The sequence below is a fragment of the Pseudomonas sp. BNK-15 genome, assembly GCF_047456105.1.
GTDB classification, from domain to species: Bacteria; Pseudomonadota; Gammaproteobacteria; order Pseudomonadales; family Pseudomonadaceae; genus Aquipseudomonas; species Aquipseudomonas putida_E.
In genome coordinates, this window is the sequence record NZ_CP179898.1 from 657,895 (window position 1) to 682,941 (window position 25,047).

Sequence of the window (25,047 nt, forward strand, 5' to 3'; positions counted from 1 at the left end):
TCAGCGGTCCTTGAGCAAGGCCAGCACCGCGTCGGCTGCCTGGTTGGAGGCGTCGCGGCGCAGGGTGCGGTGAATCTCGTCGAAGCGCTCGGTCTGCTGGCTGCCATCGGCCACCAGGGGGGCCAGGGTTTGCGCCAGGGCCTCGCTGGTGGCGGCATCCTGCAGCAACTCTGGCACCAACTCGCGCTGGGCGAGCAAGTTGGGCAACGACACGTAGGGGCTTTTCACCAGACGCTTGAGAATCCAGTAGGTCAGTGGCGCGAGGCGATAGGCAACGACCATGGGGCGCTTGTACAGCATGGCCTCCAGGGTGGCGGTACCCGACGCGATCAGCACCGCATCACAGGCTGCCAGGGCCTGATGCGACTGGCCATCGAGCAGCGTCAGCGGCAAGTCGCGACCTTCAAGCATCTGTTCGAGCTGTGCACGCCGTGCCCCATTGGCGCATGGCACTACAAAGTGCACGCCGGGTATCAGCTCGCCCAAGCGCTGCGCCGCATCCAGGAACAACGCCCCCAGGCGCCCGACTTCCCCGCCACGGCTGCCAGGCATCAGGGCAACCACCGGCCCTGCACCCAGCCCCAGCGCCATGCGCGCAGCCTGCCGATCCGCAGCCAACGGTATGGTATCGGCCAACGGATGGCCGACGAACCTAACCGGCACGCCCTGCTCTTCATAGAAGCGCGCTTCGAATGGCAGCAGCGTCAGCATCAGATCGCAACCTTCACGAATCTTCAGCACACGCTTCTGCCGCCATGCCCAGACCGAAGGGCTGACGTAGTGCACGGTCTTGATACCGGCCTGGCGTAGCTTCAGTTCGATATTGAGGGTGAAGTCAGGTGCATCGATGCCAATGAACACATCGGGCTTTTCGGCAATCAGGGTCTGGATCAGTACCTTGCGCCGCTTGAGCAGCTCACGCAGGCGCCCCAGCACTTCTACCAGGCCCATGACCGCCAGACGTTCCATGGGGAAATACGACTGCATGCCCTCGGCTTCCATCAGCGGGCCGCCGACGCCGATGAAACGCACCTGGGGATGGCGCGCCTTCAAGGCGCGCATCAGACCGGAACCGAGAATATCGCCGCTGGCCTCACCCGCAACCAGGGCTACGCAAAGTTGCGCCATGTCAGCGGGTAATGCCGCGGGCAGAATTCACGATCGACTGACGGAACAAGTCGACCTCTGGGTGTTTGCCTGCCAGCTCATCCAGTTCCTTGACCGCTTCTTCAACGGTCAGGCCCTGGCGGTAGACGATCTTGTAGGAACGACGCAGGGCATGGATGACCTCGTCGCTGAACCCGCGACGGCGCATGCCTTCGAAGTTCATGCTGCGGGCTTCGGCGGGGCTGCCGAATACCGTGACGAAAGCCGGAACGTCCTTGCCGATCGCCGTGCCCATGCCGGAGAAGGCATGCGCGCCGATGTGGCAGTACTGGTGCACCAGGGTGAAACCGGACAGGATCGCCCAGTCACCCACATGCACATGCCCGGCCAGCGCAGTGTTGTTGACCAGGATGCAATGGTTGCCGATCACACTGTCATGGCCGATGTGGGCATAGGCCATGATCAGGTTGTGGTCACCCAGCGTGGTTTCAGCGCGGTCCTGGACCGTGCCACGGTGAATGGTCACACCCTCGCGAATCACGTTGTGATCACCGATCACCAGGCGCGTTGGCTCCCCTTTGTACTTCAGGTCCGGGGTGTCTTCGCCGATCGAGGAAAACTGGTAGATGCGATTGTGCTTGCCGATCCGGGTCGGCCCCTTGAGCACCACGTGAGGACCAATGACGGTACCCTCCCCGATTTCGACATCAGGGCCAACGATCGACCACGGGCCGACCTCGACACCATCGGCCAGTTTGGCCGACGGATCGATGATCGCCCGCGGATCAATCGAATTCATAGCTCACGTTCCGCACAGGTGATCTCAGCCGAGCACACTGGCTTGCCATCGACCAGTGCCCGGCACTCGAACTTCCAGATGGTCTTCTTACGGCCGATGAACTTGGCCTCCAGCACCAACTGGTCGCCCGGCAGGACGGGCTGACGGAAACGCAGCTTGTCGGAACCGACGAAGTAATAGAGCGTGCCGTCGGCCGGCTTGGCGTCGAGCATCTTGAAACCGAGAATGCCTGCAGCCTGTGCCATGGCCTCGATGATCAGCACGCCTGGCATTACCGGGTGTTCCGGGAAATGCCCGTTGAAGAACGGCTCGTTGATGCTGACATTCTTGTAGGCACGAATGCTCTGGGCCTCGAAGTCCAGATCCGTTACACGATCCACCAACAGGAACGGGTAACGGTGAGGCAGGTATTCGCGAATCTCGTTGATGTCCATCATTTCGGGGGAAGCCTGTAATAAGAATAGGGAGCGCAGGTGCTGACCACACGCTCCTTTTGCAATCCAAAGAGGAGCCAGCTAGCGACTGTTCACTCTTGCTCAGGAAATGGTATCAGCCTTCTGATGTCGGCTGGCCACCTGAGGTCACGGTATCGACACGTTTTTCCAGCTGCTGGAGACGTTTGGACATGTCATCCAGCTGGCGGATACGCGCAGCGCTCTTGCGCCAGTCAGCCAGTGGCTGCATGGCAGTGCCGGAAGAATACGCACCCGGTTCGGTGATCGAACGGGTGACCATGGTCATCCCGGAAACGAATACGTTGTCGCAGACATCAATGTGCCCCACCATGCCGACGCCACCGGCAATGGTGCAGTGCTTGCCAATGCGCGTGCTGCCGGAAATCCCGACGCAGGCAGCCATGGCCGTGTGCTCGCCGATCTGCACGTTGTGAGCGATCTGGATCTGGTTGTCGAGCTTGACGCCGTCGGCGATCCGCGTGTCGGACAACGCGCCCCGGTCGACAGCGGTGTTCACGCCGATTTCGACGTCATCACCTATGGTGACACCGCCGATCTGGGCGATCTTGCGCCATACGCCCTTCTCGTTGGCAAAGCCGAAGCCCTCACCACCGATCACCGCGCCAGACTGGATGACCACGCGCTTGCCTATGGTCACGTCGTGATACAGCGTGACCCGCGGTGCCAGCCAGCCACCCTCGCCAACCACACAACGGGCACCGATCACGCAATGCGCACCGATGCTGACGTTGGCGCCAATGCGTGCGCCGCTCTCGATGACCACGAACGGCCCGATGCTGGCACTGGCATCCACCTGCGCATCCTCGGCAACCACGGCGCTGGGATGAATTCCCGCTACAGCCTTGGGTTTGGGATCGAACAGGTGGGAAATGCGCGCGTAGGCCAGGTACGGGTCCGCCACGATCAGCGCATTGCCGGCAAAGCCTTCAGCATCTGCAGCCTGCAGCAACACCGCTGCTGCCTGGCAGTTATCCAGGTATTTGCGGTACTGCTTGTTGGCGAGAAAGCTCAACTGACCGGGGCCGGCCTCCTGCAAGGTGGCCAGCCCGGTGATCTGCAGCGCCTCGGAGCCTTTGAGAGTGGCCCCGAGGGCCTCGGCCAACTGGCCGAGCGTCATGGTCACGGTCATATCAACGGGCTTGGTTCATGCGCTCGATGACTTGGCGGGTGATGTCGTACTGAGGCTTGACATCAATGACCGCGCCACGCTCGAGGACCAGGTCGTAACCGCCTTTCTTGATCACTTCCTCGACAGCGCCGTCGAGCTTGGGCTTGAGCTGCTTGAGCATGTCGCGGTCAGCAACCGCCTTGGCTTCATTCAGTTCCTTGGACTGGAACTGGAAGTCACGGGCCTTTTGCTTGAATTCAAGCTCCAGGCGCTCACGCTCCGGCTGGGCCATCTTGTCGCCGCCTTTGATCAAGCGGTCCTGAATGCCTTTGGCGCTGCTTTCCAGGGTCTTGAGCTTGGTCAGCTGCGGGCCGAACTTCTTCTCGGCATCCACCGCGTATTTCTTGGCGGCATCAGATTCGAGCAACGCCATCTGATAGTTCAGCACGGCAACCTTCATTTCGGCGAAAGCCGGGGTGGCGACCAGCGCCGCGGCCAGTAAGGCCAGTTGAGTCAACTTACGCACGATGCACTCCTGGATAAACCGTTGTCGTTAAGCAAGGGCCGACCTTAGAAGGTCTGGCCCAGAGAGAATTGGAACACCTGGGTATCGGCATCGTCCGGCTTCTTGACCGGCATTGCCAGGCTGAAGCTCAACGGACCCAGCGCGGTGATCCAGGTCACACCCAGGCCCACGGAGCTGGCCATGTCCGAGAAACCGACCTTGGCGCAGTCAGGCTTGGAACCGCAATTGGTGTCGAACACGTTACCCACATCCCAGAACACGGAGGTGCGCAGCGAACGCTGGTCCTTCACGAACGGCAGCGGGAACAACAGCTCTACGCCACCTTGTACCAGGACGTTGCCACCGAACGGCAGTGGGTCCTGGTCCGGGTCTTTAATCGTTCCGGGGTTGGTACCCAGGCTCGGCGTACTGCGCGGACCCAGGCTGCTGTCCTTGAAGCCGCGAACGGAGTTGAAGCCACCCGCATAGTAGTTCTCGTAGAACGGCAGGCCCGAAGTGCCACCGAAACCATCACCATAGCCCAATTCGGTGTGCAGGCGCAGGGTGTAGTCGTTGTTGATCGGCTTGAACAGCTGGCCGCGGTAGTCGAGCTTGTAGAACGAAAGGTCGCTGCCAGGAATAGTGGTTTCCAGGGTCAGGCTCTGGGAGTGACCACGGGTTGCCAGCACGCCTTTGTTCAGGGTCGACTCGGACCAGCCGACGGACGCCTTGAAGTTCAGGAAGCTGTCGCCTTCCTCCTCGAGGAAGTCGAAGATCTCGTCAACGGTATAGCGACCGGTCTTGATCTTGTCCTGCTGCACGCTGAGGCCGTAGGTCAGACGCGAGGTTTCACTGATCGGGTAGCCAAGGCTGACGCCTGCACCCAGGCTGTCGACCGCATAGCTGGCCACGTCAACGTCAAGGTCGTCGTAGTCGGTGCTGCGGTAGAACGCGTTGTAACCCAGGCTGACGCCGTCGGCAGTGAAGTAGGGGTCAACGAAACCGAAGTTGTAGCGGGTCTGGTATTCCGAACGGGTCAGGCCGATGGACACCTTGTTACCGGTACCGAGGAAGTTGGTCTGGCTGATCGAACCGCCCAGGATCAGGCCGGCGCTCTGGGCGAAGCCCACGCTGGCGGTGATCGAGCCGGATGCCTGCTCTTCGACGCTGTAGTTGACGTCGACCTGGTCGTCGGTGCCCGGCACAGGCGGGGTCTCGACGTTGACTTCCTTGAAGAAGCCCAGGCGCTCCAGGCGGGTCTTGGACTGGTCGATCAGGTAGGTCGAAGCCCAGCCGCCTTCCATCTGGCGCATTTCGCGGCGCAGCACTTCGTCTTCGGTCTTGGTGTTGCCGCGGTAGTTGATGCGGTTGACGTAGGCACGCTTGCCCGGGTCGACCACGAACATGATGTCGACGGTATGGTCTTCGTCATTGGGCTGTGGCACGCCGTTGACGTTGGCGAAGGTATAGCCTTCGTTACCAAGGCGGCGGGTGATCAGCTCGGACGTGGTGGTCATCACCTTGCGCGAGAACACCTGGCCCGGCTGCACCAGCAGCAGCGACTTGACCTGGTCTTCCGGCACTTTCAGGTCGCCCGACAGCTTCACGTCACGAACGGTGTACTTCTCGCCTTCGTTGACGTTGACGGTGATGTAGACGTGCTTCTTGTCCGGGGTGATCGACACCTGGGTGGAAGCGATGTCCATGTTGATGTAGCCGCGGTCCAGGTAGTAGGAACGCAGGCGCTCCAGGTCACCGGAAAGTTTTTCGCGGGCGTACTTGTCGTCGTTCTTGAAGAACGACAGCCAGTTGGTGGTCTTGAGCTCGAACAGCTGCGCCAGCTCTTCATCATCGAACACGGTGTTGCCGACGACGTTGATGTGCTGGATGGCAGCGACGGTGCCTTCGTTGATCTTGATCTTCAGGGCAACCCGGTTGCGCGGCTGCGGCACCACCTCGGCGTCGACCTCGGCCGAGTAGCGGCCCTGGGCCACGTACTGGCGCTGCAGTTCGTTACGCACGCCTTCGAGGGTGGCACGCTGGAAAATCTCGCCTTCGGCCAGGCCCGACTGTTTCAGGCCCTTCATCAGGTCTTCGGTGCTGATCGCCTTGTTGCCTTCGATCTCGATGCTCGACACCGACGGGCGCTCGACCACGTTGATGATCAGGACATCGCCGTCGCGGTTCAGCTGGATATCCTGGAAGAAGCCGGTCTTGAACAGCGAACGGGTCGACTCCACCAGGCGCCGGTCATCGGCCTGATCGCCCACGTTCAGGGGCAAGGCACCGAAAACGCTGCCGGCGGATACCCGCTGCAGGCCGTTGACACGAATATCGGAGATGGTGAAGGACTCGGCGTGAACTTCAGCGATCATCAATGCGGAGAGGACCGCAGTTAGCAGCAGACGTTTCATGAAGTCCTTTTATTCCAACTGGCAATAAACAACCTGCCGCAAATGGCGGCAGGTTTGCAATGCGAAGCTTTTATAGTCGACCCAGATCGTTGATCAGGGCGAGCAACATCACCCCTATGACCAAACTGATACCGATCTGGACCCCCCAACCTTGAACCCGATCCGACAATGGACGACCGCGCGCCCACTCGACCAGGTAAAACAGCAAATGCCCCCCATCCAGCACTGGAATGGGCAGCAGGTTAAGAACCCCCAGGCTAATGCTCAGGTAGGCGAGGAAATTCAGGAAATCCCCCACGCCGGACTGGGCTGAAGCGCCCGCCACTTTAGCAATGGTTATCGGTCCGCTCAAGTTTTTTACCGAGAGCTCACCGAACAGCATTTTCTTCAGGGATTCGAGGGTCAGGACGCTCATGTTCCACGTCCGGGAAAGGCCCTCGCCTACCGCATCCAGCGGACCGTAGCTGACCTCACGAAGCATGTCGGCAGGCCATTCGCCACTTTTCACCCCGGCACCCAGATAACCACCGGCAGCCTCGCCCTCACCTTTTCGTGCCAGTGTCACCGGCACATCCAGCGCTGCACCGTCGCGCTCGACACGCACCACCACCTTGGCTTCAGGGCGGGCGCGCACGCTATCGACAACCTGCTGCCAGTCAGTCAAGGCCACCCCATCGAGACTCAGCAGCCGATCACCGGTTTTCAGACCGGCAGCCGCCGCTGGCCCTTTTGGGTCGATCTCGGCCAGCACGGGCGCAACCACAGGGCGCCATGGCCGCAGCCCGAGCGACTGAATCGGATCAGGCTCGTCCGCGCCCTTGAGCCAGCTGTCGAGCTTGACCTGCAACTGACGCTCGGCACTGGAGCCCTCATCGCGCACGCCAACCTGCAATGTTCCGCTTTCGCCCAGGCGACGCACCAACTGCAGATTGACGGCCGACCAGCCACTGGTCGCCTTGCCATCGATGGACACAATTTCCTGGCCGGCAACCAGGCCCGCCGATGCTGCCAGGCTGCCTGGCTCTACCGCACCGATGACCGGACGGATCTGCTGGGTACCGAGCATCGCCAGCAACCAGAAGAAAACGATGGCCAGCAGGAAGTTGGCAATCGGACCGGCGGCGACGATGGCGATGCGCTGGCGAACCGATTTGCGATTGAAGGACTGCTCGGCCAGCGCTGGCGGCACTTCGCCTTCACGCTCGTCGAGCATCTTGACGTACCCACCCAAAGGAATGGCCGCCACCACGAACTCGGTACCGTGGCGGTCATGCCAGCGCAATAGCCCGGGGCCGAAGCCCACGGAAAAGCGCAGCACCTTGACCCCGCAACGCCGGGCCACCCAGAAGTGGCCGAATTCGTGGAAAGTGACCAGTACACCCAGGGCCACCAGGGTGCCGATAATCATGTACAGCGCAGTCATGTCTTTCTCCGAATGACGTTCAGCGGAACGACTTTTCGCACATCCTCTGGGCCGGGCAGCATCAGCGGCCGTGGCGCCTCAACCACTCGCGGGACAACTCTCGGGCGCGCTGATCGGCAGCAAATACCGCATCCAGCGAAGGCACAGGCACCACGGCTTCCTGAGCCAGTACCTGTTCGATCATACCCGCGATCTCCGGGAAGCGGATACGCCGCTCAAGAAATGCATCGACCGCAACTTCGTTGGCCGCATTGAGTACCGCTGGCGCGCTGTTGCCCGCCTCGGCAGCCTGCCGCGCCAGGCGCAGGCACGGAAAGCGCAGTTCGTCGGGGGCCTGGAAATCCAGGCGAGCAATGGCGAACAGATCCAGCGGGGCCACACCAGAATCGATCCGCTCCGGCCAGGCAAGGGCGTTGGCAATGGGCGTGCGCATATCCGGGTTACCCAACTGGGCCAGCACCGAACCGTCAACGTAGTCCACCAGGGAATGGATAACGCTCTGCGGGTGCACCACCACTTCGACCTTGTCCGGCGCCGCATCGAACAACCAGCAAGCCTCGATCAGTTCCAGGCCCTTGTTCATCATGCTCGCCGAGTCCACCGAAATCTTGCGCCCCATGGACCAGTTCGGGTGGGCACAAGCCTGCTCTGGCGTGACATCGGCCAAGTCAGCCTGAGGCGTCTCGCGAAACGGCCCGCCCGAGGCTGTCAGCAGAATGCGACGCACGCCCACCTGGCTCAGACCACGGTCATAGTCACCCGGCAGGCACTGGAAGATGGCATTGTGCTCGCTGTCGATCGGCAGCAGCACCGCACCACTGCGGCGCACAGCTTCCATGAACAGCGCGCCGGACATCACCAGCGCCTCCTTGTTGGCCAGCAGCACCTTCTTGCCCGCCTCGACGGCGGCCAGTGTCGGGCGCAAGCCAGCAGCGCCGACGATGGCAGCCATCACCGCATCCACTTCAGGGGCGGCCGCAACCTCACACAGGCCCGCCTCCCCTTCGAGCACCTCGGTGGCGCAGCCCGCAGCCGCCAGGCCTTCACGCAAGCGCACGGCTGCTTCGCCGTTGGGCACCACGGCATAGGCCGGGCGATGCAGCACGCACAGCGCCAGCAGTTGATCGATGCGCGAATAGCCGCTCAATGCAAATACCTGGTAGCGCTCGGGATGGCGGGCAATCACATCCAGGGTACTGAGGCCGATGGAGCCGGTGGCGCCCAGGACCGTAATGCGCTGTAGCGCTGTCACATCACACCCCATTCAGCAGCCCACAGCAATACCGCGAAAACCGGGATGGCCGCAGTCAGGCTGTCGATGCGGTCAAGCACCCCGCCATGGCCAGGCAGCAGGTTGCTGCTGTCCTTGATACCGGAGCGGCGCTTGAACATGCTCTCGGTCAGGTCACCAATCACCGATGACATGACCACCAGCGCAGCCCCCACGAGCCCCAGCAGAATCTGGCCGACGCCCCAATCGCGAGTGATGCCGACCGCAAGCGTAATCACCAGGCTGACCGCCAGGCCGCCATAGACGCCTTCCCAGCTTTTACCCGGGCTGACTTGGGCAGCCAGCTTGCGCTTGCCGAAAGCACGGCCAGAGAAGTACGCGCCGATATCGGCCGCCCACACCAGCACCATGACAGACAGGATAAGCCAGTTACCCAGCGGCCAGTGCTTGAGCAGCACCAGCCCTTGCCAGGCAGGCAGCAGGATCAGCAGACCGATCAGCAGACGGCAGGCAGCACTGGCCCACAGCTCACTGCTGCGCGGATAAGTCAGCACCAACCAGGTGGCCATGCCCCACCAGATGACCGACGCACCAAGCACCCAGGGCGCCAGGTCAGGCATCAGGTAGAGCAGCATCAGCACACCGGCGACGACAGCGGCATAGGCAATGCGCAGCGGCTGGGCCATCAGCCCGGCCAGGCGCGCCCACTCCCAGGCCGCCAGGGTCACCACCAAGCCGATGAACAGAGCGAAATCCCCGCCGTTGAGCAGGAAGAAACCACCCAGCGCGACCGGCAGCAGGATCAGCGCGGTAATGATGCGTTGTTTAAGCATTAAGCACGAGCTCCAGCCTCGACCTGCTCGCTGGTCTTACCGAAGCGGCGCTGGCGCGAAGCGAAATCGGCCAGAGCATTGCGCATGGCCTCGTGTTTGAAGTCCGGCCAGTACAGGTCGGAGAAATACAGTTCGGCATAGGCCAACTGCCACAGCAGGAAGTTGCTGATGCGGTGCTCACCACCGGTGCGGATGCACAGGTCCGGCAACGGCAATTCGCCCGTCGCCAAGCAGGCTTGCAAAAGCCCTGGAGTGATGTCGTCCGGACGCAGATGGCCGGCCTGAACCTCACGCGCCAGGCGCTGGGCGGCCTGGGCAATATCCCACTGGCCACCGTAGTTGGCGGCGATCTGCAGGATGAAGCGATTATTGCCGGCGGTCTGCGCCTCGGCCTCACGCATGGCGGCCTGCAGCTCTGGATGGAAACGCGAACGGTCGCCAATGATGCGCAGGCTGATATTGTTCTCGTTCAGGCGTTTGGCCTCACGGCGCAGCGCCGAGAAGAACAGCTCCATCAACGCCCCCACTTCCTCGGCAGGGCGCTGCCAGTTCTCACTGGAGAAGGCGAACAGGGTCAGCACCTCGACCCCGGACTTGGCGCATACCTCGATAACCGCACGTACGGCATCGACGCCGGCCTTGTGCCCGGCTACGCCGGGCAACAGGCGCTTCTTCGCCCAGCGATTATTGCCATCCATGATGATCGCGACGTGTCGCGGCACCGAAGACGGTGCCGCCAGCTTGGTCTTTTCCATTAAAAAACCTCGGCCTTAGACGGCCAACAGGTCCTTTTCCTTGGCTTTGAACGCAGCGTCGATTTCGGCGACGAACTTGTCGGTCAGCTTCTGGATCTCGTCAGCAGCACGACGCTCTTCGTCTTCGCTGATTTCCTTGTCCTTGGTCAGCTTCTTCAGGTCGGCCAGGGCATCACGACGCACGTTGCGCACGGCAACCTTGGCGTCTTCGGCAACGGCGCTGGCCTGCTTGGTGTAACCCTTGCGGGTTTCCTCGGTCAGGGCCGGCATCGGTACACGGATGGTGGTGCCGGCGCTGGACGGGTTCAGGCCCAGATCGGAAGTCAGGATGGCCTTCTCGATGGCAGCGCTGAGGTTCTTGTCGTGGGCGACGATCTTCAGGGTGCGCGCATCTTCAACAGAGACTGCAGCGACCTGGTTCAGCGGCATTTCGCTGCCCCACGCCGGGACCTTGACGCTGTCCAGGATGCTTGGGTGGGCGCGACCGGTGCGGATTGACGCCAGGTTGCGGCCCAAAGCCTCGATGGACTTGCCCATGCGATCCTGAGCGTCTTTCTTGATGTCGTTGATCATTTTTGAACTTCCTCGATCAGAGTTCCTTCCGCGCCGCCATGCACGATGTTCAGCAAGGCGCCGGGTTTGTTCATGTTGAAGACGCGCAGCGGCATCTTGTGGTCGCGGCAAAGGCAGATTGCCGTGAGATCCATTACACCCAGCTTGCGATCCAGCACTTCATCGTAGGTCAGATGATCGAACTTCTCGGCATGCGGGTCCTTGAATGGATCTGCAGTGTATACACCATCGACCTTGGTTGCCTTCAATACCACGTCGGCATCGATTTCGATGGCACGCAGGCATGCGGCGGAGTCGGTGGTGAAGAACGGGTTGCCAGTACCGGCAGCGAAGATTACGACTTCTTTGGCGTTCAGGTGACGCATGGCTTTGCGGCGGTCATAGTGATCGGTCACGCCCACCATGGAAATGGCCGACATGACGATGGCGGTAATGTTCGCCCGCTCCAGCGCATCGCGCATGGCCAGGCCATTCATTACGGTCGCCAGCATGCCCATGTGGTCGCCGGTAACACGGTCCATGCCGGCTGCACTGAGCGCCGCGCCACGGAACAGGTTGCCACCGCCAATCACCAGGCCGACCTGGACACCGATGCCGACCAACTGGCCGACTTCCAGGGCCATGCGATCCAGGACCTTGGGGTCGATCCCGAACTCTTCCGAGCCCATCAGGGCCTCGCCGCTAAGTTTGAGTAGAATGCGTTTATAGCGAGCCTGATAACCACTGCCCTGCTGAGCCATTGCGAATCTCTCCTGCGGCGTTTGTAAAATTCTGGCGGGCTGCTTGAGCCTGCGTGTAACTCTAACGTGACGCAGCGACTGCGTCAGCGAGCACGGCCTTGAAAACCGCTCCCGCTTTGACAAAGAGGCTGCGCGCGTGAGCGGGCAGCCTCTTTGGGGCGACAGACGAGTCTGTCTTACTGCTTGGCGGCAGCTACCTGAGCGGCAACTTCAGCAGCGAAGTCGTCGACCGGCTTCTCGATGCCTTCGCCTACTTTGAAGTAGGTGAAGGAAACGATTTCAGCACCGGCCTTCTTGGCCAGCTCGCCGACTTTGACTTCCGGGTTCATGACGAAGGCTTGCTCTTTCAGCGAGGCTTCGGCCTTGAACTTGGTGATACGGCCGTTGATCATGTTCTCAACGATGTTTTCCGGCTTGCCGGCGATCTTGTCGGCGTTCAGCTGCAGGAAGACGTTCTTCTCGCGCTCGATGGCCTCGGCGGAGATTTCCGACGCATCCAGGAACTCTGGGTTCGAAGCTGCAACGTGCATGGCAATGTTCTTGGCCAGCTCGACGTCGCCACCCTTGAGGACGACAACAGCACCGATCTTGTTACCGTGCAGGTAAGCACCGACAACGTCACCCTCAACGCGCACCAGGCGACGGATGTTGACGTTCTCGCCGCACTTGGCGACCAGGGCTTCACGAGCAGCTTCGCGCGAGGCGATCAGCGGAGCGGCATCGGTCAGCTTCTGGGCGAAAGCTTCTTCGAGGCTTTCAGCGACGAAGTTCTTGAAGTCGTCTTGCAGAGCCAGGAAGTCGGTCTGCGAGTTGACTTCCAGCAGGACGGCGGATTTACCGTCGGTCTTGACGGCGATCGCGCCTTCGGCAGCGACGTTGCCAGCCTTTTTGGCGGCCTTGATGGCGCCCGAGGCACGCATGTCGTCAATGGCTTTTTCGATGTCGCCGCCGGCCTTTTCCAGGGCCTTTTTGCAATCCATCATGCCTTCGCCGGTACGCTCGCGCAGTTCTTTGACCAGCGCTGCAGTAATTGCTGCCATTTCAAAATCCTCTTGGAAAGTTTTTCAACCATTCCACCCGCTCATCACGGGCGTTCAATTCTGCAAATCCGCTGTTTCAACCTCAGCCGGCCCATAATGCGGGGCGCTTGCTGACAGCAGGATTTCAAGGTGGCAAAAAGGGGGCCAAGCCCCCTTTTTGCGTGCCAAGCAGACGCTAGCGTCTATTACTCGGCAGCAGGTGCAGCCGCTTCTTCAGCGTAGACTTCGGTGCCGCCAGCAACGTTGTTGCGGCCGCGGATGACGGCGTCAGCCATCGAAGTCATGTACAGCTCGATAGCGCGAATGGCGTCATCGTTACCTGGGATGATGTAGTCAACACCTTCTGGGCTGCTGTTGGTATCGACAACGCCGATAACCGGGATACCCAGCTTGTTGGCTTCGGTGATGGCAATGCGCTCGTGGTCAACGTCGATCACGAACAGGGCATCAGGCAGGCCGCCCATGTCCTTGATACCACCCAGGCTGCGGTCCAGCTTTTCCAGATCGCGCGAACGCATCAGGGCTTCTTTCTTGGTCAGCTTGGCAAAAGTGCCGTCTTCGGCCTGGGTTTCCAGGTCGCGCAGACGCTTGATCGAAGCGCGGATGGTTTTGTAGTTGGTCAGCATGCCGCCCAACCAGCGGTGGTCAACGTATGGCGAACCGCAACGAGCAGCTTGCTCGGCGACGATCTTGCCGGCGGAACGCTTGGTGCCGACGAACATGATCTTGTTCTTGCCCTGGGCCAGGCGTTCTACGAACGACAGAGCGTCGTTGAACATTGGCAGGGTTTTTTCCAGGTTGATGATGTGGATCTTGTTACGCGCGCCGAAAATGTACTTGCCCATTTTCGGGTTCCAGTAACGGGTCTGGTGGCCGAAGTGCACACCGGCCTTCAGCATATCGCGCATGTTGACTTGGGACATGATAGTTCCTTGATAAGTCGGGTTGGGCCTCCACGTATCCCAATGACCAACCCACGCACCTGAACAAGAACTTCGAGAATGCGGGGCACCCAGGTCATCGTGTCGACACGTGTGTGGGTTTGAGCTGACGGGGTCGTCCCCGAAAGCGGCGCATGTTATACCACAGACCGCCAACGAACGGAACCCGCAGAAGTGAACTGTGAATCCAGCCTCAAGCTTGATGCTGGGTTCGCAGCCGCCCTCTGATAGAATAAGGGCCTTTTCCGTTTGTTCGCGCCGCCTGCGGCGCCGTAGAGAGCCAGTAATGACCGTTACCATCAAGACCGCAGAAGACATCGAGAAGATGCGCATCGCCGGCCGCCTGGCCGCCGAAGTGCTGGAAATGATCGAAGAACACGTCAAGCCCGGTGTCACCACCGAAGAGCTCGACCGCCTGTGCCACGACTACATCGTCAACGTGCAGCAGGCCATTCCGGCACCGCTCAACTACAAGGGCTACCCCAAGTCGATCTGCACCTCGATCAACCACGTGGTGTGCCACGGCATCCCCAACGACAAGCCGCTCAAGGACGGGGACACGCTGAACATCGATGTCACCGTGATCAAGGACGGCTACCACGGCGACACCAGCCGCATGTTCCACGTCGGTACCGTGCCGGTATGGGCCGAGCGCCTGTCCAAAGTCACCCAGGAGTGCATGTACAAGGCCATCGAGCTGGTCAAGCCTGGCTGCCGCCTGGGCGATATCGGTGAAGTGATCCAGAAGCACGCTGAGAAGAACGGCTTTTCGGTGGTGCGTGAATTCTGCGGCCACGGCATCGGCAAGGTGTTCCACGAAGAACCGCAGATCCTCCACTACGGCCGCGCCGGCACCGGCATGGAGCTCAAAGAGGGCATGACCTTCACCATCGAACCGATGATCAACCAGGGCAAGGCCGACACCAAGGTGCTGGGCGACGGCTGGACCGCCATCACCAAGGACCGCAAGCTCTCGGCGCAGTGGGAGCACACCCTGGTGGTGACCGCCACCGGCTACGAGATCTTCACCCTGCGCAAGGACGACACCATCCCGCGCACTTCGGCCTGAGTTCACGCCAAAGCCTCTACGACAGGAACGCGATGCATGCCCCAGGTGGATCCCGAGCTGTTCGACCGCGGCCAGTTCCAGGCGGAACTGGCCCTCAAGGCGAGCCCCATCGCCGCTTTCAAGAAGGCCATCCGCCAGGCCGGCGAGGTGCTCGACAGGCGTTTCCGTGACGGCCGCGACATCCGTCGGCTGATCGAGGACCGCGCCTGGCTCGTCGACAACATCCTGCAACAGGCCTGGAAGCAGTTTGACTGGGGCGACGCTGACGGTATCGCCCTGGTAGCGGTCGGGGGCTATGGGCGCGGTGAACTTCACCCGCACTCGGACATCGACCTGCTGATCCTGCTGCGCGACGCCGAACACGAGCAGTACCGCGACGCCATCGAGCGCTTCCTGACACTGCTGTGGGACATTGGCCTTGAAGTGGGCCAGAGCGTGCGTACCGTGGACGAGTGTGCCGAACAGGCCCGCGCCGACCTGACGGTCATCACCAACATGATGGAAAGCCGCACCATCGCCGGCCCCGAAGCCCTGCGCCAGCGCATGCTCGAAGTCACCAGCACCGCGCACATGTGGCCGAGCAAGGAGTTCTTCCTGGCCAAGCGCGCAGAGCTCAAGGCCCGCCACCACAAGTACAACGACACCGAGTACAACCTCGAGCCCAATGTAAAAGGCTCGCCCGGTGGCCTTCGCGACATCCAGACAGTCCTTTGGGTAGCCCGTCGCCAGTACGGCACCCTGAACCTGCACGCCCTCGCTGGCGAAGGCTTCCTGCTGGAAAGCGAAAACGAACTGCTGGCCTCCTCCCAGGACTTTTTGTGGAAGGTGCGCTACGCCCTGCACATGCTCGCCGGCCGCGCCGAAGATCGCCTGCTGTTCGACCACCAGCGCAGCATCGCCGCACTGCTGGGCTACAGCGACGAAAACCCCAAACGCGCCATCGAACAGTTCATGCAGCAGTACTACCGGGTGGTGATGAGCATCAGCCAGTTGTGCGACCTGATCATCCAGCACTTCGAGGAAGTCATCCTCGCCGACGATGACAGTGGCACCACCCAGCCGCTGAATGCGCGCTTCCGCCTGCACGACGGCTATATCGAAGCGGTCAACGCGAACGTTTTCAAGCGCACGCCGTTCGCCATGCTGGAGATCTTCGTGCTGATGGCGCAGCACCCGGAAATCAAGGGCGTGCGCGCTGACACCGTGCGCCTGCTGCGCGAGCACCGGCACCTGATCGACGACACCTTCCGCAACGATATCCGCAACACCAGCCTGTTCATCGAGCTGTTCAAGTGCGAAATCGGCATCCATCGCAACCTGCGGCGGATGAACCGCTACGGCATCCTCGGCCGCTACCTGCCAGAGTTCGGCCTGATCGTCGGGCAGATGCAGCACGACCTGTTCCACATCTATACGGTCGATGCGCACACCCTCAACCTCATCAAGCACCTGCGCAAGCTGCAGTACACGCCGGTGTCCGAAAAATTCCCGCTGGCCAGCAAGCTCATGGGCCGCCTGCCCAAGCCTGAGCTCATCTACCTGGCCGGGCTGTACCACGACATCGGCAAAGGCCGTCAGGGCGACCACTCCGAACTGGGCGCTGTGGACGCGAAGAAGTTCTGCGAGCGCCATCAATTGCCCGCCTGGGATAGCCGCCTGATCGTCTGGCTGGTGCAAAACCACCTGGTGATGTCCACCACCGCCCAACGCAAGGACCTGTCCGACCCGCAGGTGATCAACGACTTCGCCCTGCATGTCGGCGACGAGACGCGCCTGGACTACCTCTACGTGCTGACCGTGGCCGACATCAACGCCACCAATCCCAGCCTGTGGAACTCCTGGCGCGCCAGCCTGCTGCGCCAGCTGTACAGCGAGACCAAACGCGCCTTGCGACGCGGCCTGGAAAACCCGCTGGACCGCGAGGAGCAGATCCGCCAGACACAGAGTGCGGCGCTGGATATCCTCGTGCGCGAGGGCACCGACCCGGACGACGTCGAGCAACTCTGGTCGCAACTGGGTGACGACTACTTCCTCAAGCACAACGCCGCCGATGTGGCCTGGCACAGTGATGCGATCCTGCAGCAGCCCGCCGACGGCGGGCCGCTGGTACTGATCAAGGAAACCACACAGCGGGAGTTCGAGGGCGGCACGCAAATCTTCATCTACGCCCCCGACCAGCACGATTTCTTCGCCGTGACCGTGGCGGCCATGTCGCAGCTCAACCTGAACATCCATGACGCGCGCATCATCACCTCGAGCAGCCAGTTCACGCTCGACACCTACATCGTGCTCGACAATGACGGCGGCTCCATCGGCGATAACCCGCAACGGGTCAAGCAGATCCGCGACGGCCTGACCGAGGCGCTGCGCAACCCCGAGGACTACCCGACCATCATCCAGCGACGGGTACCCCGCCAGCTCAAGCATTTCAACTTCCCGCCGCAGGTGACCATCCTCAACGATGCACAGCGGGCGGTGACCATCCTTGAGATCACCGCACCGGACCGCCCCGGGCTGCTGGCGCGGATCGGGCGGATCTTCCTGGAGTTCGACCTGTCACTGCAGAACGCCAAGATCGCCACCCTCGGCGAACGCGTGGAAGACGTATTCTTCATTACCGATGCCGACAACCAGCCGCTGTCCGACCCGCAGCTGTGCAGCCGCCTGCAGGAAGCGATCGTGCAGCAGCTGCAGGCCGGCCAGGCCAGCGATGCCAGCCCGACTCGCGTGACCTTTTAACGATTAGACGATTGACGAGACCTTGCGCCGATGAACCATGCCTTGACCCAGCTTCAGCCCTACCCGTTCGAGAAACTCCGCGCCCTGCTGGGCAGCGTGAAGCCCGCGGCGGACAAGCGCGCCATCGCCCTGTCGATCGGTGAGCCGAAGCACGCATCCCCGGCGTTCGTCGCCCAGGCCATGGCCGACAACCTCGACAAGCTGGCGGTCTACCCCAGCACCATCGGCCTGCCAGAGCTGCGCCAGGCCATCGGCCAATGGTGCGAACGCCGGTTCGGCGTGCCGAGCGGCTGGCTGGACGCGGACCGCCATGTGCTGCCGGTCAACGGCACCCGTGAAGCACTGTTTGCCTTCACCCAGGCTGTGGTCAACCGCGCCGATGATGGCCTGGTGGTCAGCCCCAACCCGTTCTACCAGATCTACGAAGGCGCGGCCCTGCTCGCCGGCGCCACCCCGCATTACCTGCCGTGCCTGGAAAACAACGGTTTCAACCCGGACTTCGATGCCGTACCCGCCGAGGTATGGAAACGCTGCCAGATCCTGTTCCTGTGCTCACCGGGCAACCCCACCGGCGCACTGGTACCGATGGACACCCTGAAGAAGCTGATCGCACTGGCCGACGAGCATGATTTCGTGATCGCCGCCGATGAATGCTACAGCGAGCTGTACTTCGACGAAGACGCGCCACCACCGGGCCTGCTCAGTGCCTGTGCCGAACTGGGCCGCAGTGATTTCAAGCGTTGCGTGGTATTCCACAGCCTGTCCAAGCGCTCCAACCTGCCGGGCCTGCGTTCGGGCTTCGTTGCCGGCGACGCGGCCATCATCAAGCCGTTCCTGCTGTACCGCACTTACCATGGCTGCGCCATGCCGGTGCAGACCCAGCTGGCCAGCATCGCCGCCTGGCAGGATGAAGCGCATGTGCGCGAAAACCGCGACCTATACCGCGCCAAATACGATGCCGTGCTGGATATCCTGCAGCCCGTGCTGGACGTACAGCGGCCCGATGGCAGTTTCTACCTGTGGGCCAAGGTACCGGGGTGCGATGCCGACTTCACGCGTGACCTGTTCCAAGCCCAGCATGTGACGGTGGTACCTGGTTCGTACCTGTCGCGTGAAGTGGATGGCGTGAACCCGGGGGCCGGGCGGGTACGCATGGCACTGGTCGCACCATTGGCCGAGTGCATCGAGGCGGCTGAGCGGATTCGTGCGTTTGTGCAAACCCGTTGATTGACCGAGTGCCGCACTGTAGCTCAAACACCGGCTCGCCGGCGCTTGAGCTACAGCGGCTCATTTGACTGCAGCCCCCAGGTTCGCCTCGCTCAAGTCCAGCTCCCCCAACACTTGCCGCACCACCTCATCACCAACCAGATGCTGGCGATGCAGGTTATACAATTCCAACCGCTGCGCCCGAAGCGCCCGCAGGCGCAGACGTCGTTCCAGCAAGTCCATCTGCTCCGCCAAGGCCCTCGCCTCGGCCGTGTCGTTGTAACTGTCCAGCTCATCGCGGTATTCGGCCATCAACCTCGCCTTGAGCTCGGTGGCCAGGGTCGCCTGCGCCGCATCCTGAGGTGCGCTGGCATCAACCACGTCCTCGGCCTCCAAGGCATGAATCGCAGCCTCGGCCGTGCGCCGCCAGGCTTCCTGCACCTCCTGATGCAGCCGCTCGTCCGGGCTTCGGGTGACACCTCTCAAGAGAAAGGGCAACGCCACGCAGGCGCTGACCAGCGACAGCAAGATGACGCCGGCAGCGATGAAAATCAGCAGGTCGCGCTCCGGGAAAGCCTGGCCTGCCCCGATCAGCAGCGGTATCGACATCACACCCGCCAGCGTCACCGCACCCCGCACCCCGCCAAGGGTCAGCAACCAGCATGAGCGCGCCGTGGGCATCAGCACCAGTGCCGGCTTGCCGCGCCAGCGACGCACTACCCCGACCGCCCGCCAGATGCTTTGTACCCAGATGAAACGCAGCAGGATCAGCGCCGCAAAGATCGCCAGCACATCCAGGCAACGCCATGCCAGTGTCGGCCAGAGGGTAGGTTCGTGGCTGACCACCGCCTTGATGATGTCCGGCAATTGCAGGCCCAATAGCAGGAAGATCAAGCCATTGAAGGCGAATTCCAGTAGCGACCAGACGCTACGGTTGAGCAGGCGGGTGCTGGTCTGGCGCGGCAGCAGGTCGAGCCAGCTCTGCATCATGCCGGCGGCCACCGCCGAGAGGATGCCCGACACCCCAAGGCGCTCGGCCAGCACATAGGCGGCAAACGGCAGCAAGAGCATGAAAACCACGTGGGTGGCCGGGTCATCCCAGCCACGAGCGATCATCCAGGCGCGCAGCCTGCCAATCAGCCAGCTCAGGGCAACACCAACCGCCAGCCCGCCGATGGCAACCAGGACAAAGCTGAAGCTGGCATCGGCCAAAGAAAATACGCCGGTGATCGCCGCTGCCAGCGCGAACTTGAAGGTCACCAGGCCAGAGGCGTCATTCATCAGCGCCTCCCCCTGAAGCATGCGCATCAGCGGAGTGGGAAGGCGGTCCTGGGTGATGGCCGACACTGCCACGGCGTCGGTAGGCGACAACACGGCCGCCAGGGCAAAGGCCACCGCCAGTGGGATGCTAGGCAGCAGCCAATGGATGAAGTAGCCGGCGCCGACCACCGTGAACAGCACCAGCCCCACGGCAAGTGCCACCACCGGCCCGCGGATGCGCCACAGTTCGCGTTTGGGGATGCGCCAGCCGTCGGCAAACAGCAACGGCGGCAGGAACAGGAAAAGGAACAGCTCAGGATCCAGGGCCACATGCAGCCCCAGGGTCGGCCAGGCCAACAGCGCACCGGCACCGATCTGCACCAGCGGCAACGGCAAGGGGATCACCCGCCCGACCAGTTTCGACACGCTTACCAGCGTCAGCAGGATGAGGACGGTATAGGCTGACTGCATCCGTTAAAGCTTCCTTTGTGAACCGAAGTCAATCCAGGGCGAAAAATCGCCACAGAAGCACTATGTTAGCGGGGTGGGGCAATCATGGGCCGCTGCACCAAAGTCGCAGGAGGCGGATGAATATGTAACATGATGATACTGGAGTTGGGCTGGCAGGGCATGGCGTGAGCCTTAACAGGGCCACTGGGACGCCCCCTCCCCCCGAGTGCGCCCATTTAGCCCCACCCGTGGCGCTCAAAGAGTCGTTCCCGCATAATCGCGCGACTGACATTCGGCAATGGAGAGATTGGGGCAGCCTGTGGCCCCAATGCACACAATGACCTACACGCTCTACGGCATCAAAGCCTGCGACACCATGAAAAAAGCGCGCACCTGGCTCGAAGATCAAGCCATCGCCTACGAATTCCACGACTACAAGACTCAAGGCATCGACCGTGACAGCCTGAACCGCTGGTGCGACGAGCACGGCTGGGAGGTGATCCTCAACCGTGCCGGCACCACGTTCCGCAAGCTCGACGATGCCAGCAAGGCCGACCTCGACCAGGCCAAGGCCGTCGAGCTGATGCTGGCCCAGCCGTCGATGATCAAACGCCCGGTGCTCGACCTTGGCGCACGCACCCTGGTCGGTTTCAAACCTGACCTGTACGCCGCTGCGCTGGCCTGAGTCCATCTACGCATCGCACCCTATTTCGCACGAGGTAATCACATGTCCAATACCCTGTTCAGCCTGGCCTTTGGTGTCGGCTCCCAGAACCGCCAGGGCACCTGGCTGGAAGTGTTCTACGCACAGCCACTGCTCAAGCCGAGCGCCGAGCTGGTCGCCGCCGTCGCGCCGATCCTCGGTTATGAAGGTGGCAACCAGGCCATCACCTTCAGCAATGCCCAGGCCGCGCAACTGGCCGAAGCCGTCAAAGGCATCGATGCCGCCCAGGCTGCCCTGCTGACCCGCCTGGCCGAAAGCCACAAGCCGCTGGTCGCCACCCTGCTGGCCGAAGACGCTGCCCTGGCTTCGACCCCAGAGGCCTACCTCAAGCTGCACCTGCTGTCGCACCGCCTGGTCAAGCCGCACGGCGTGAGCCTGGCAGGCATCTTCCCGCTGCTGCCGAACGTCGCCTGGACCAACCGGGGCGCCGTCGACCTGGCCGAGCTGGCCGAGCTGCAACTGGAAGCGCGCCTCAAAGGCGAGCTGCTGGAAGTGTTCTCGGTGGACAAGTTCCCGAAGATGACCGACTACGTGGTCCCGGCCGGCGTGCGTATCGCCGACACCGCCCGTGTGCGCCTGGGCGCCTACATCGGCGAAGGCACCACCATCATGCACGAAGGCTTCGTCAACTTTAATGCCGGCACCGAAGGCCCGGGCATGATCGAAGGCCGTGTCTCGGCCGGCGTATTCGTTGGCAAGGGCTCGGACCTGGGCGGCGGCTGCTCGACCATGGGCACCCTGTCCGGTGGCGGCAATATCGTCATCAAGGTCGGTGAAGGTTGCCTGATCGGCGCCAACGCCGGCATCGGCATCCCGCTGGGCGACCGCAACACCGTCGAAGCCGGCCTGTACATCACTGCCGGCACCAAGGTCAACCTGCTCGACGAGAACAATGAGCTGGTCAAAGTGGTCAAGGCGCGCGACCTGGCTGGCCAGACCGACCTGCTGTTCCGCCGCAACTCGCTCAACGGCGCCGTAGAGTGCAAGACGCACAAATCGGCGATCGAGCTGAACGAGGCGCTGCACGCCCACAACTGAGAACTCCCGAAGGGTTCGAAGTGTTAAGATCGGGTCTGGCGCACTCACGCCAGACCCGATTTTCATTCCAGGCCCCGTGATCATGTTCCAGCCCTCCCCCTGGCGTGCCGATTTCCCCGCCATCGCCGCCCTGCAACGGCAGCACCAGACCTACCTGGACAGCGCCGCCACCACCCAGAAGCCCCAGGCCCTGCTCGATGCCCTGAGCCACTATTACGGCCACGGCGCAGCCAACGTGCACCGTGCCCAGCACCTGCCCGGCGCGCTGGCGACACAAGCGTTTGAAACCAGCCGCGACAAGGTCGCCGCCTGGCTCAACGCCGCCGAATCGCGGCAGGTCATCTTTACCCACGGCGCCACCTCGGCCCTGAACCTGTTGGCCTATGGCCTGGAACACCGCTTCGAGGCAGGCGACGAAATCGCCGTGAGCGCGCTGGAGCACCACGCCAACCTGCTGCCCTGGCAACAACTGGCGCGGCGGCGCAACCTGCGCCTGGTGGTACTGCCACTGGATGAGCATGGCCGCATCGACCTTGACCAGGCGCTGCAGTTGGTTGGCCCACGTACACGCGTGCTTGCGGTCAGCCAGTTGTCCAATGTGCTCGGCACCTGGCAGCCGCTGCCAGCGTTACTCGCCCATGCCCGCGCCCAAGGGGCGCTGACTGTGGTCGATGGCGCTCAGGGCGTGGTGCATGGCCGCCACGATGTGCAGCAGCTGGGCTGTGATTTTTATGTATTCTCCAGCCACAAGCTGTATGGCCCGGAAGGCGTCGGCGTACTGTATGGCCGTGCGCAGGCGCTGGAACTGCTGCGCCACTGGCAGTTCGGCGGTGAAATGGTGCAACTGGCTGACTACCAGAGTGCCAGCTTCCGCCCGGCACCGCTGGGCTTCGAGGCAGGCACACCACCGATCGCCGGGGTGATCGGCCTGGGGGCGACGCTCGATTACCTGGCCAGCCTCGATGGCCAGGCCGTCGAGCACCACGAGACCCACCTTCACCATCACCTGCTGCGCGGGCTTGCCGACCGTGAGGGGGTGCGGGTACTGGGCACACCACAGGCTGCCTTGGCCAGCTTTGTCATCGAAGGCGTGCACAATGCCGACATCGCCCACCTGCTGACAGAGCAGGGCATTGCCGTACGTGCCGGCCATCACTGCGCCATGCCACTGCTCAAAGGGCTGGGGCTCGAAGGTGCTATTCGGGTATCACTGGGCCTGTATAACGACAGCGATGACCTGCAACGCTTCTTCGATGCCCTCGATCAAGGCCTGGAGCTGCTGCGATGAACCTGCCAGCACCCGCCCAGGAAGCATTGGAGCGCTTCGGGCACGCCCGCGGCTGGGAGCAGCGTGCACGGCTTCTGATGCAGATGGGTGAGCAACTGGAACCGCTGAGCGATACGCAGAAGTGCGAGCACAACCGCGTTCACGGCTGTGAAAGCCTGGTATGGCTGGTAGCTGAACAGCACGACGGCCAATGGCAGTTCAAGGCAAGCAGTGATGCGCGGTTGTTGCGTGGCCTGCTGGCATTGCTGCTGGTGCGGGTGCAAGGGCTCGACAGCCGCGAGCTGGCGGCGCTTGACCTGCGCGAGTGGTTTACCCGGTTGGGGTTGGAGCGGCAATTGTCGCCCTCGCGCAGCAATGGCTTGCATGCGGTGCTACTGCGGATGACCGAGCTGGTTTCAGCCAACTGAACCCAGCACCGACCGCGCGCCTTACTCGGCCTTGACCCGCTCCGACGGCCGCCGGGCGCCAGCCACCAGCTTTTCCACCGCCTTGCTCGCTGCCACCATGCCAAAGGTCGCGGTCACCATCATCACCGCGCCAAAGCCCCCGGCGCAGTCCAGGCGCACACCCTCACCGACAAAGCTCTTCTGCAGGCACACACTGCCATCGCCCTTGGGGTAGCGCAGTTGTTCGCTGGAGAACACGCATGGCACCCCATAATTGCGGCTGACGTTGCGCGAAAAGTTGTAGTCGCGCCGCAGGGTTGAACGCACCCGCGATGCCAACGGGTCGTTGAAGGTTTTGTTGAGGTCGCCGATCTGAATCTGTGTGGGGTCGATTTGCCCACCTGCTCCGCCGGTAGTAACGATCGCGATCTTGCGCCGCCGGCACCAGGCAATGAGCGCCGCCTTGGCCATCACGCTGTCAATGCAGTCGACAACGCAATCGAGCTGCTCGGTGATGTACTCAGCCATGGTGTCGCGGGTGACGAAGTCAGCCACCGCATGCACCGTACAGGCCGGGTTGATCGCCCGCAGGCGCTCGGCCATCACCTCGACCTTGGGGCGCCCCACCTGCCCTTCCAAGGCATGGGCCTGGCGGTTGGTGTTGCTGACACAGACATCATCCAGGTCGAACAAGGTGATCTCACCCACGCCACTGCGCGCCAGCGCCTCGGCCACCCAGGAGCCCACCCCGCCGATACCGACGACCGCCACATGGGCCTGGTTAAGGCGTTGCAGCCCTTCGTCGCCGTACAGCCGGGCAACGCCTGCAAAGCGTGGATCTTCTGTGCTCATGTTCGTACCCCGAGGCTCATACCGCTAAAACGGCGCGCATTATAGGCCAGCAGCGCGGATGACCTCCATCGTTAGGAAAACACCTACTGA

At 62.2% G+C, this 25,047-nt stretch carries 23 protein-coding genes; 7 read left to right on the forward strand and 16 right to left on the reverse strand.

Annotated elements, in window-relative coordinates; genetic code table 11:
• The 14 genes from lpxB to rpsB all read right to left on the reverse strand — a co-directional run bounded on the left by lpxB (nucleotide 1) and on the right by rpsB (nucleotide 13,927).
• Nucleotides 1–1,128, reverse strand: a complete 1,128-nt coding sequence (lpxB, locus tag ACMGF5_RS02975) for a lipid-A-disaccharide synthase (protein ID WP_174142343.1) — start codon at nucleotides 1,126–1,128, stop codon at nucleotides 1–3.
• 1 nt (nucleotide 1,129) lies between these two features.
• Entirely contained in the window at nucleotides 1,130–1,906 is a 777-nt protein-coding gene (gene lpxA / locus ACMGF5_RS02980) for an acyl-ACP--UDP-N-acetylglucosamine O-acyltransferase (protein ID WP_012315890.1), read from the reverse strand.
• Nucleotides 1,903–2,343 (reverse strand): 3-hydroxyacyl-ACP dehydratase FabZ, encoded by a 441-nt coding sequence (fabZ, locus tag ACMGF5_RS02985; protein ID WP_012315891.1) that lies wholly within the window; start codon nucleotides 2,341–2,343, stop codon nucleotides 1,903–1,905. Before fabZ ends, lpxA begins: the two co-directional genes overlap by 4 nt.
• Before the next feature lie 112 nt (nucleotides 2,344–2,455).
• Nucleotides 2,456–3,511, reverse strand: coding sequence for a UDP-3-O-(3-hydroxymyristoyl)glucosamine N-acyltransferase (lpxD, locus tag ACMGF5_RS02990; RefSeq protein WP_012315892.1), 1,056 nt, complete (start codon nucleotides 3,509–3,511; stop codon nucleotides 2,456–2,458).
• A gap of 1 nt (nucleotide 3,512) precedes the next feature.
• The gene (locus ACMGF5_RS02995) at nucleotides 3,513–4,016 is read right to left on the reverse strand and encodes an OmpH family outer membrane protein (protein ID WP_012315893.1); all 504 of its coding nucleotides are present in this window, start codon (nucleotides 4,014–4,016) and stop codon (nucleotides 3,513–3,515) included.
• Between the two features lie 44 nt (nucleotides 4,017–4,060).
• Nucleotides 4,061–6,409 (reverse strand): outer membrane protein assembly factor BamA, encoded by a 2,349-nt coding sequence (gene bamA, locus ACMGF5_RS03000; RefSeq protein ID WP_119687649.1) that lies wholly within the window; start codon nucleotides 6,407–6,409, stop codon nucleotides 4,061–4,063.
• A gap of 70 nt (nucleotides 6,410–6,479) precedes the next feature.
• Nucleotides 6,480–7,832 carry an RIP metalloprotease RseP gene (gene rseP / locus ACMGF5_RS03005; protein WP_115274038.1) on the reverse strand — a complete coding sequence of 451 codons (1,353 nt, stop codon included), beginning with the start codon at nucleotides 7,830–7,832 and terminating at the stop codon, nucleotides 6,480–6,482.
• 61 nt (nucleotides 7,833–7,893) lie between these two features.
• Nucleotides 7,894–9,084 (reverse strand): 1-deoxy-D-xylulose-5-phosphate reductoisomerase, encoded by a 1,191-nt coding sequence (ispC, locus tag ACMGF5_RS03010; protein ID WP_174142369.1) that lies wholly within the window; start codon nucleotides 9,082–9,084, stop codon nucleotides 7,894–7,896.
• Nucleotides 9,081–9,896 carry a phosphatidate cytidylyltransferase gene (locus ACMGF5_RS03015; protein WP_046784286.1) on the reverse strand — a complete coding sequence of 272 codons (816 nt, stop codon included), beginning with the start codon at nucleotides 9,894–9,896 and terminating at the stop codon, nucleotides 9,081–9,083. Before ACMGF5_RS03015 ends, ispC begins: the two co-directional genes overlap by 4 nt.
• The gene (gene uppS, locus ACMGF5_RS03020; protein ID WP_046784287.1) at nucleotides 9,896–10,651 is read right to left on the reverse strand and encodes a polyprenyl diphosphate synthase; all 756 of its coding nucleotides are present in this window, start codon (nucleotides 10,649–10,651) and stop codon (nucleotides 9,896–9,898) included. Before uppS ends, ACMGF5_RS03015 begins: the two co-directional genes overlap by 1 nt.
• 15 nt (nucleotides 10,652–10,666) lie before the next feature.
• Entirely contained in the window at nucleotides 10,667–11,224 is a 558-nt protein-coding gene (gene frr, locus ACMGF5_RS03025; RefSeq protein WP_008094910.1) for a ribosome recycling factor, read from the reverse strand.
• Complete coding sequence (pyrH, locus tag ACMGF5_RS03030) at nucleotides 11,221–11,964, reverse strand: UMP kinase (protein WP_008094912.1); 744 nt, start codon at nucleotides 11,962–11,964, stop codon at nucleotides 11,221–11,223. Before pyrH ends, frr begins: the two co-directional genes overlap by 4 nt.
• Before the next feature lie 176 nt (nucleotides 11,965–12,140).
• Complete coding sequence (tsf, locus tag ACMGF5_RS03035; protein WP_008094914.1) at nucleotides 12,141–13,004, reverse strand: translation elongation factor Ts; 864 nt, start codon at nucleotides 13,002–13,004, stop codon at nucleotides 12,141–12,143.
• Nucleotides 13,005–13,189: 185 nt separating this feature from the next.
• Nucleotides 13,190–13,927: a 30S ribosomal protein S2 gene (rpsB, locus tag ACMGF5_RS03040; protein ID WP_012315900.1), complete on the reverse strand. Its 738-nt coding sequence runs from the start codon at nucleotides 13,925–13,927 to the stop codon at nucleotides 13,190–13,192.
• Between the two features lie 304 nt (nucleotides 13,928–14,231).
• Between rpsB and map the strand changes: the two genes are divergently transcribed.
• The 3 genes from map to dapC are packed head-to-tail and all read left to right on the forward strand — an operon-like array spanning nucleotide 14,232 to nucleotide 18,980.
• Complete coding sequence (gene map, locus ACMGF5_RS03045) at nucleotides 14,232–15,014, forward strand: type I methionyl aminopeptidase (protein WP_004375406.1); 783 nt, start codon at nucleotides 14,232–14,234, stop codon at nucleotides 15,012–15,014.
• A 36-nt stretch (nucleotides 15,015–15,050) separates the two neighbouring features.
• Complete coding sequence (locus ACMGF5_RS03050; RefSeq protein WP_039601208.1) at nucleotides 15,051–17,753, forward strand: [protein-PII] uridylyltransferase; 2,703 nt, start codon at nucleotides 15,051–15,053, stop codon at nucleotides 17,751–17,753.
• Between the two features lie 30 nt (nucleotides 17,754–17,783).
• The gene (gene dapC / locus ACMGF5_RS03055) at nucleotides 17,784–18,980 is read left to right on the forward strand and encodes a succinyldiaminopimelate transaminase (RefSeq protein ID WP_161872977.1); all 1,197 of its coding nucleotides are present in this window, start codon (nucleotides 17,784–17,786) and stop codon (nucleotides 18,978–18,980) included.
• A gap of 60 nt (nucleotides 18,981–19,040) precedes the next feature.
• On the opposite strand, the gene ACMGF5_RS03060 is transcribed toward dapC, so the two are convergent.
• Nucleotides 19,041–20,690: a Na+/H+ antiporter gene (locus tag ACMGF5_RS03060; RefSeq protein WP_414157559.1), complete on the reverse strand. Its 1,650-nt coding sequence runs from the start codon at nucleotides 20,688–20,690 to the stop codon at nucleotides 19,041–19,043.
• A gap of 316 nt (nucleotides 20,691–21,006) precedes the next feature.
• Between ACMGF5_RS03060 and ACMGF5_RS03065 the strand changes: the two genes are divergently transcribed.
• From ACMGF5_RS03065 to ACMGF5_RS03080, 4 genes are all read left to right on the forward strand, one after another.
• Nucleotides 21,007–21,354 (forward strand): ArsC family reductase, encoded by a 348-nt coding sequence (locus ACMGF5_RS03065; RefSeq protein ID WP_075043977.1) that lies wholly within the window; start codon nucleotides 21,007–21,009, stop codon nucleotides 21,352–21,354.
• A 42-nt stretch (nucleotides 21,355–21,396) separates the two neighbouring features.
• A complete protein-coding gene (dapD, locus tag ACMGF5_RS03070; protein WP_046784321.1) occupies nucleotides 21,397–22,431 on the forward strand; it encodes a 2,3,4,5-tetrahydropyridine-2,6-dicarboxylate N-succinyltransferase in 1,035 nt (344 codons plus the stop codon).
• Nucleotides 22,432–22,513: 82 nt separating this feature from the next.
• Complete coding sequence (locus tag ACMGF5_RS03075; protein WP_125924499.1) at nucleotides 22,514–23,719, forward strand: cysteine desulfurase; 1,206 nt, start codon at nucleotides 22,514–22,516, stop codon at nucleotides 23,717–23,719.
• Complete coding sequence (locus tag ACMGF5_RS03080) at nucleotides 23,716–24,126, forward strand: SufE family protein (protein WP_204918738.1); 411 nt, start codon at nucleotides 23,716–23,718, stop codon at nucleotides 24,124–24,126. Before ACMGF5_RS03075 ends, ACMGF5_RS03080 begins: the two co-directional genes overlap by 4 nt.
• 21 nt (nucleotides 24,127–24,147) lie before the next feature.
• On the opposite strand, the gene tcdA is transcribed toward ACMGF5_RS03080, so the two are convergent.
• Nucleotides 24,148–24,957: a tRNA cyclic N6-threonylcarbamoyladenosine(37) synthase TcdA gene (gene tcdA, locus ACMGF5_RS03085; RefSeq protein ID WP_039601802.1), complete on the reverse strand. Its 810-nt coding sequence runs from the start codon at nucleotides 24,955–24,957 to the stop codon at nucleotides 24,148–24,150.
• Between the last annotated feature and the right edge of the window lie 90 nt (nucleotides 24,958–25,047).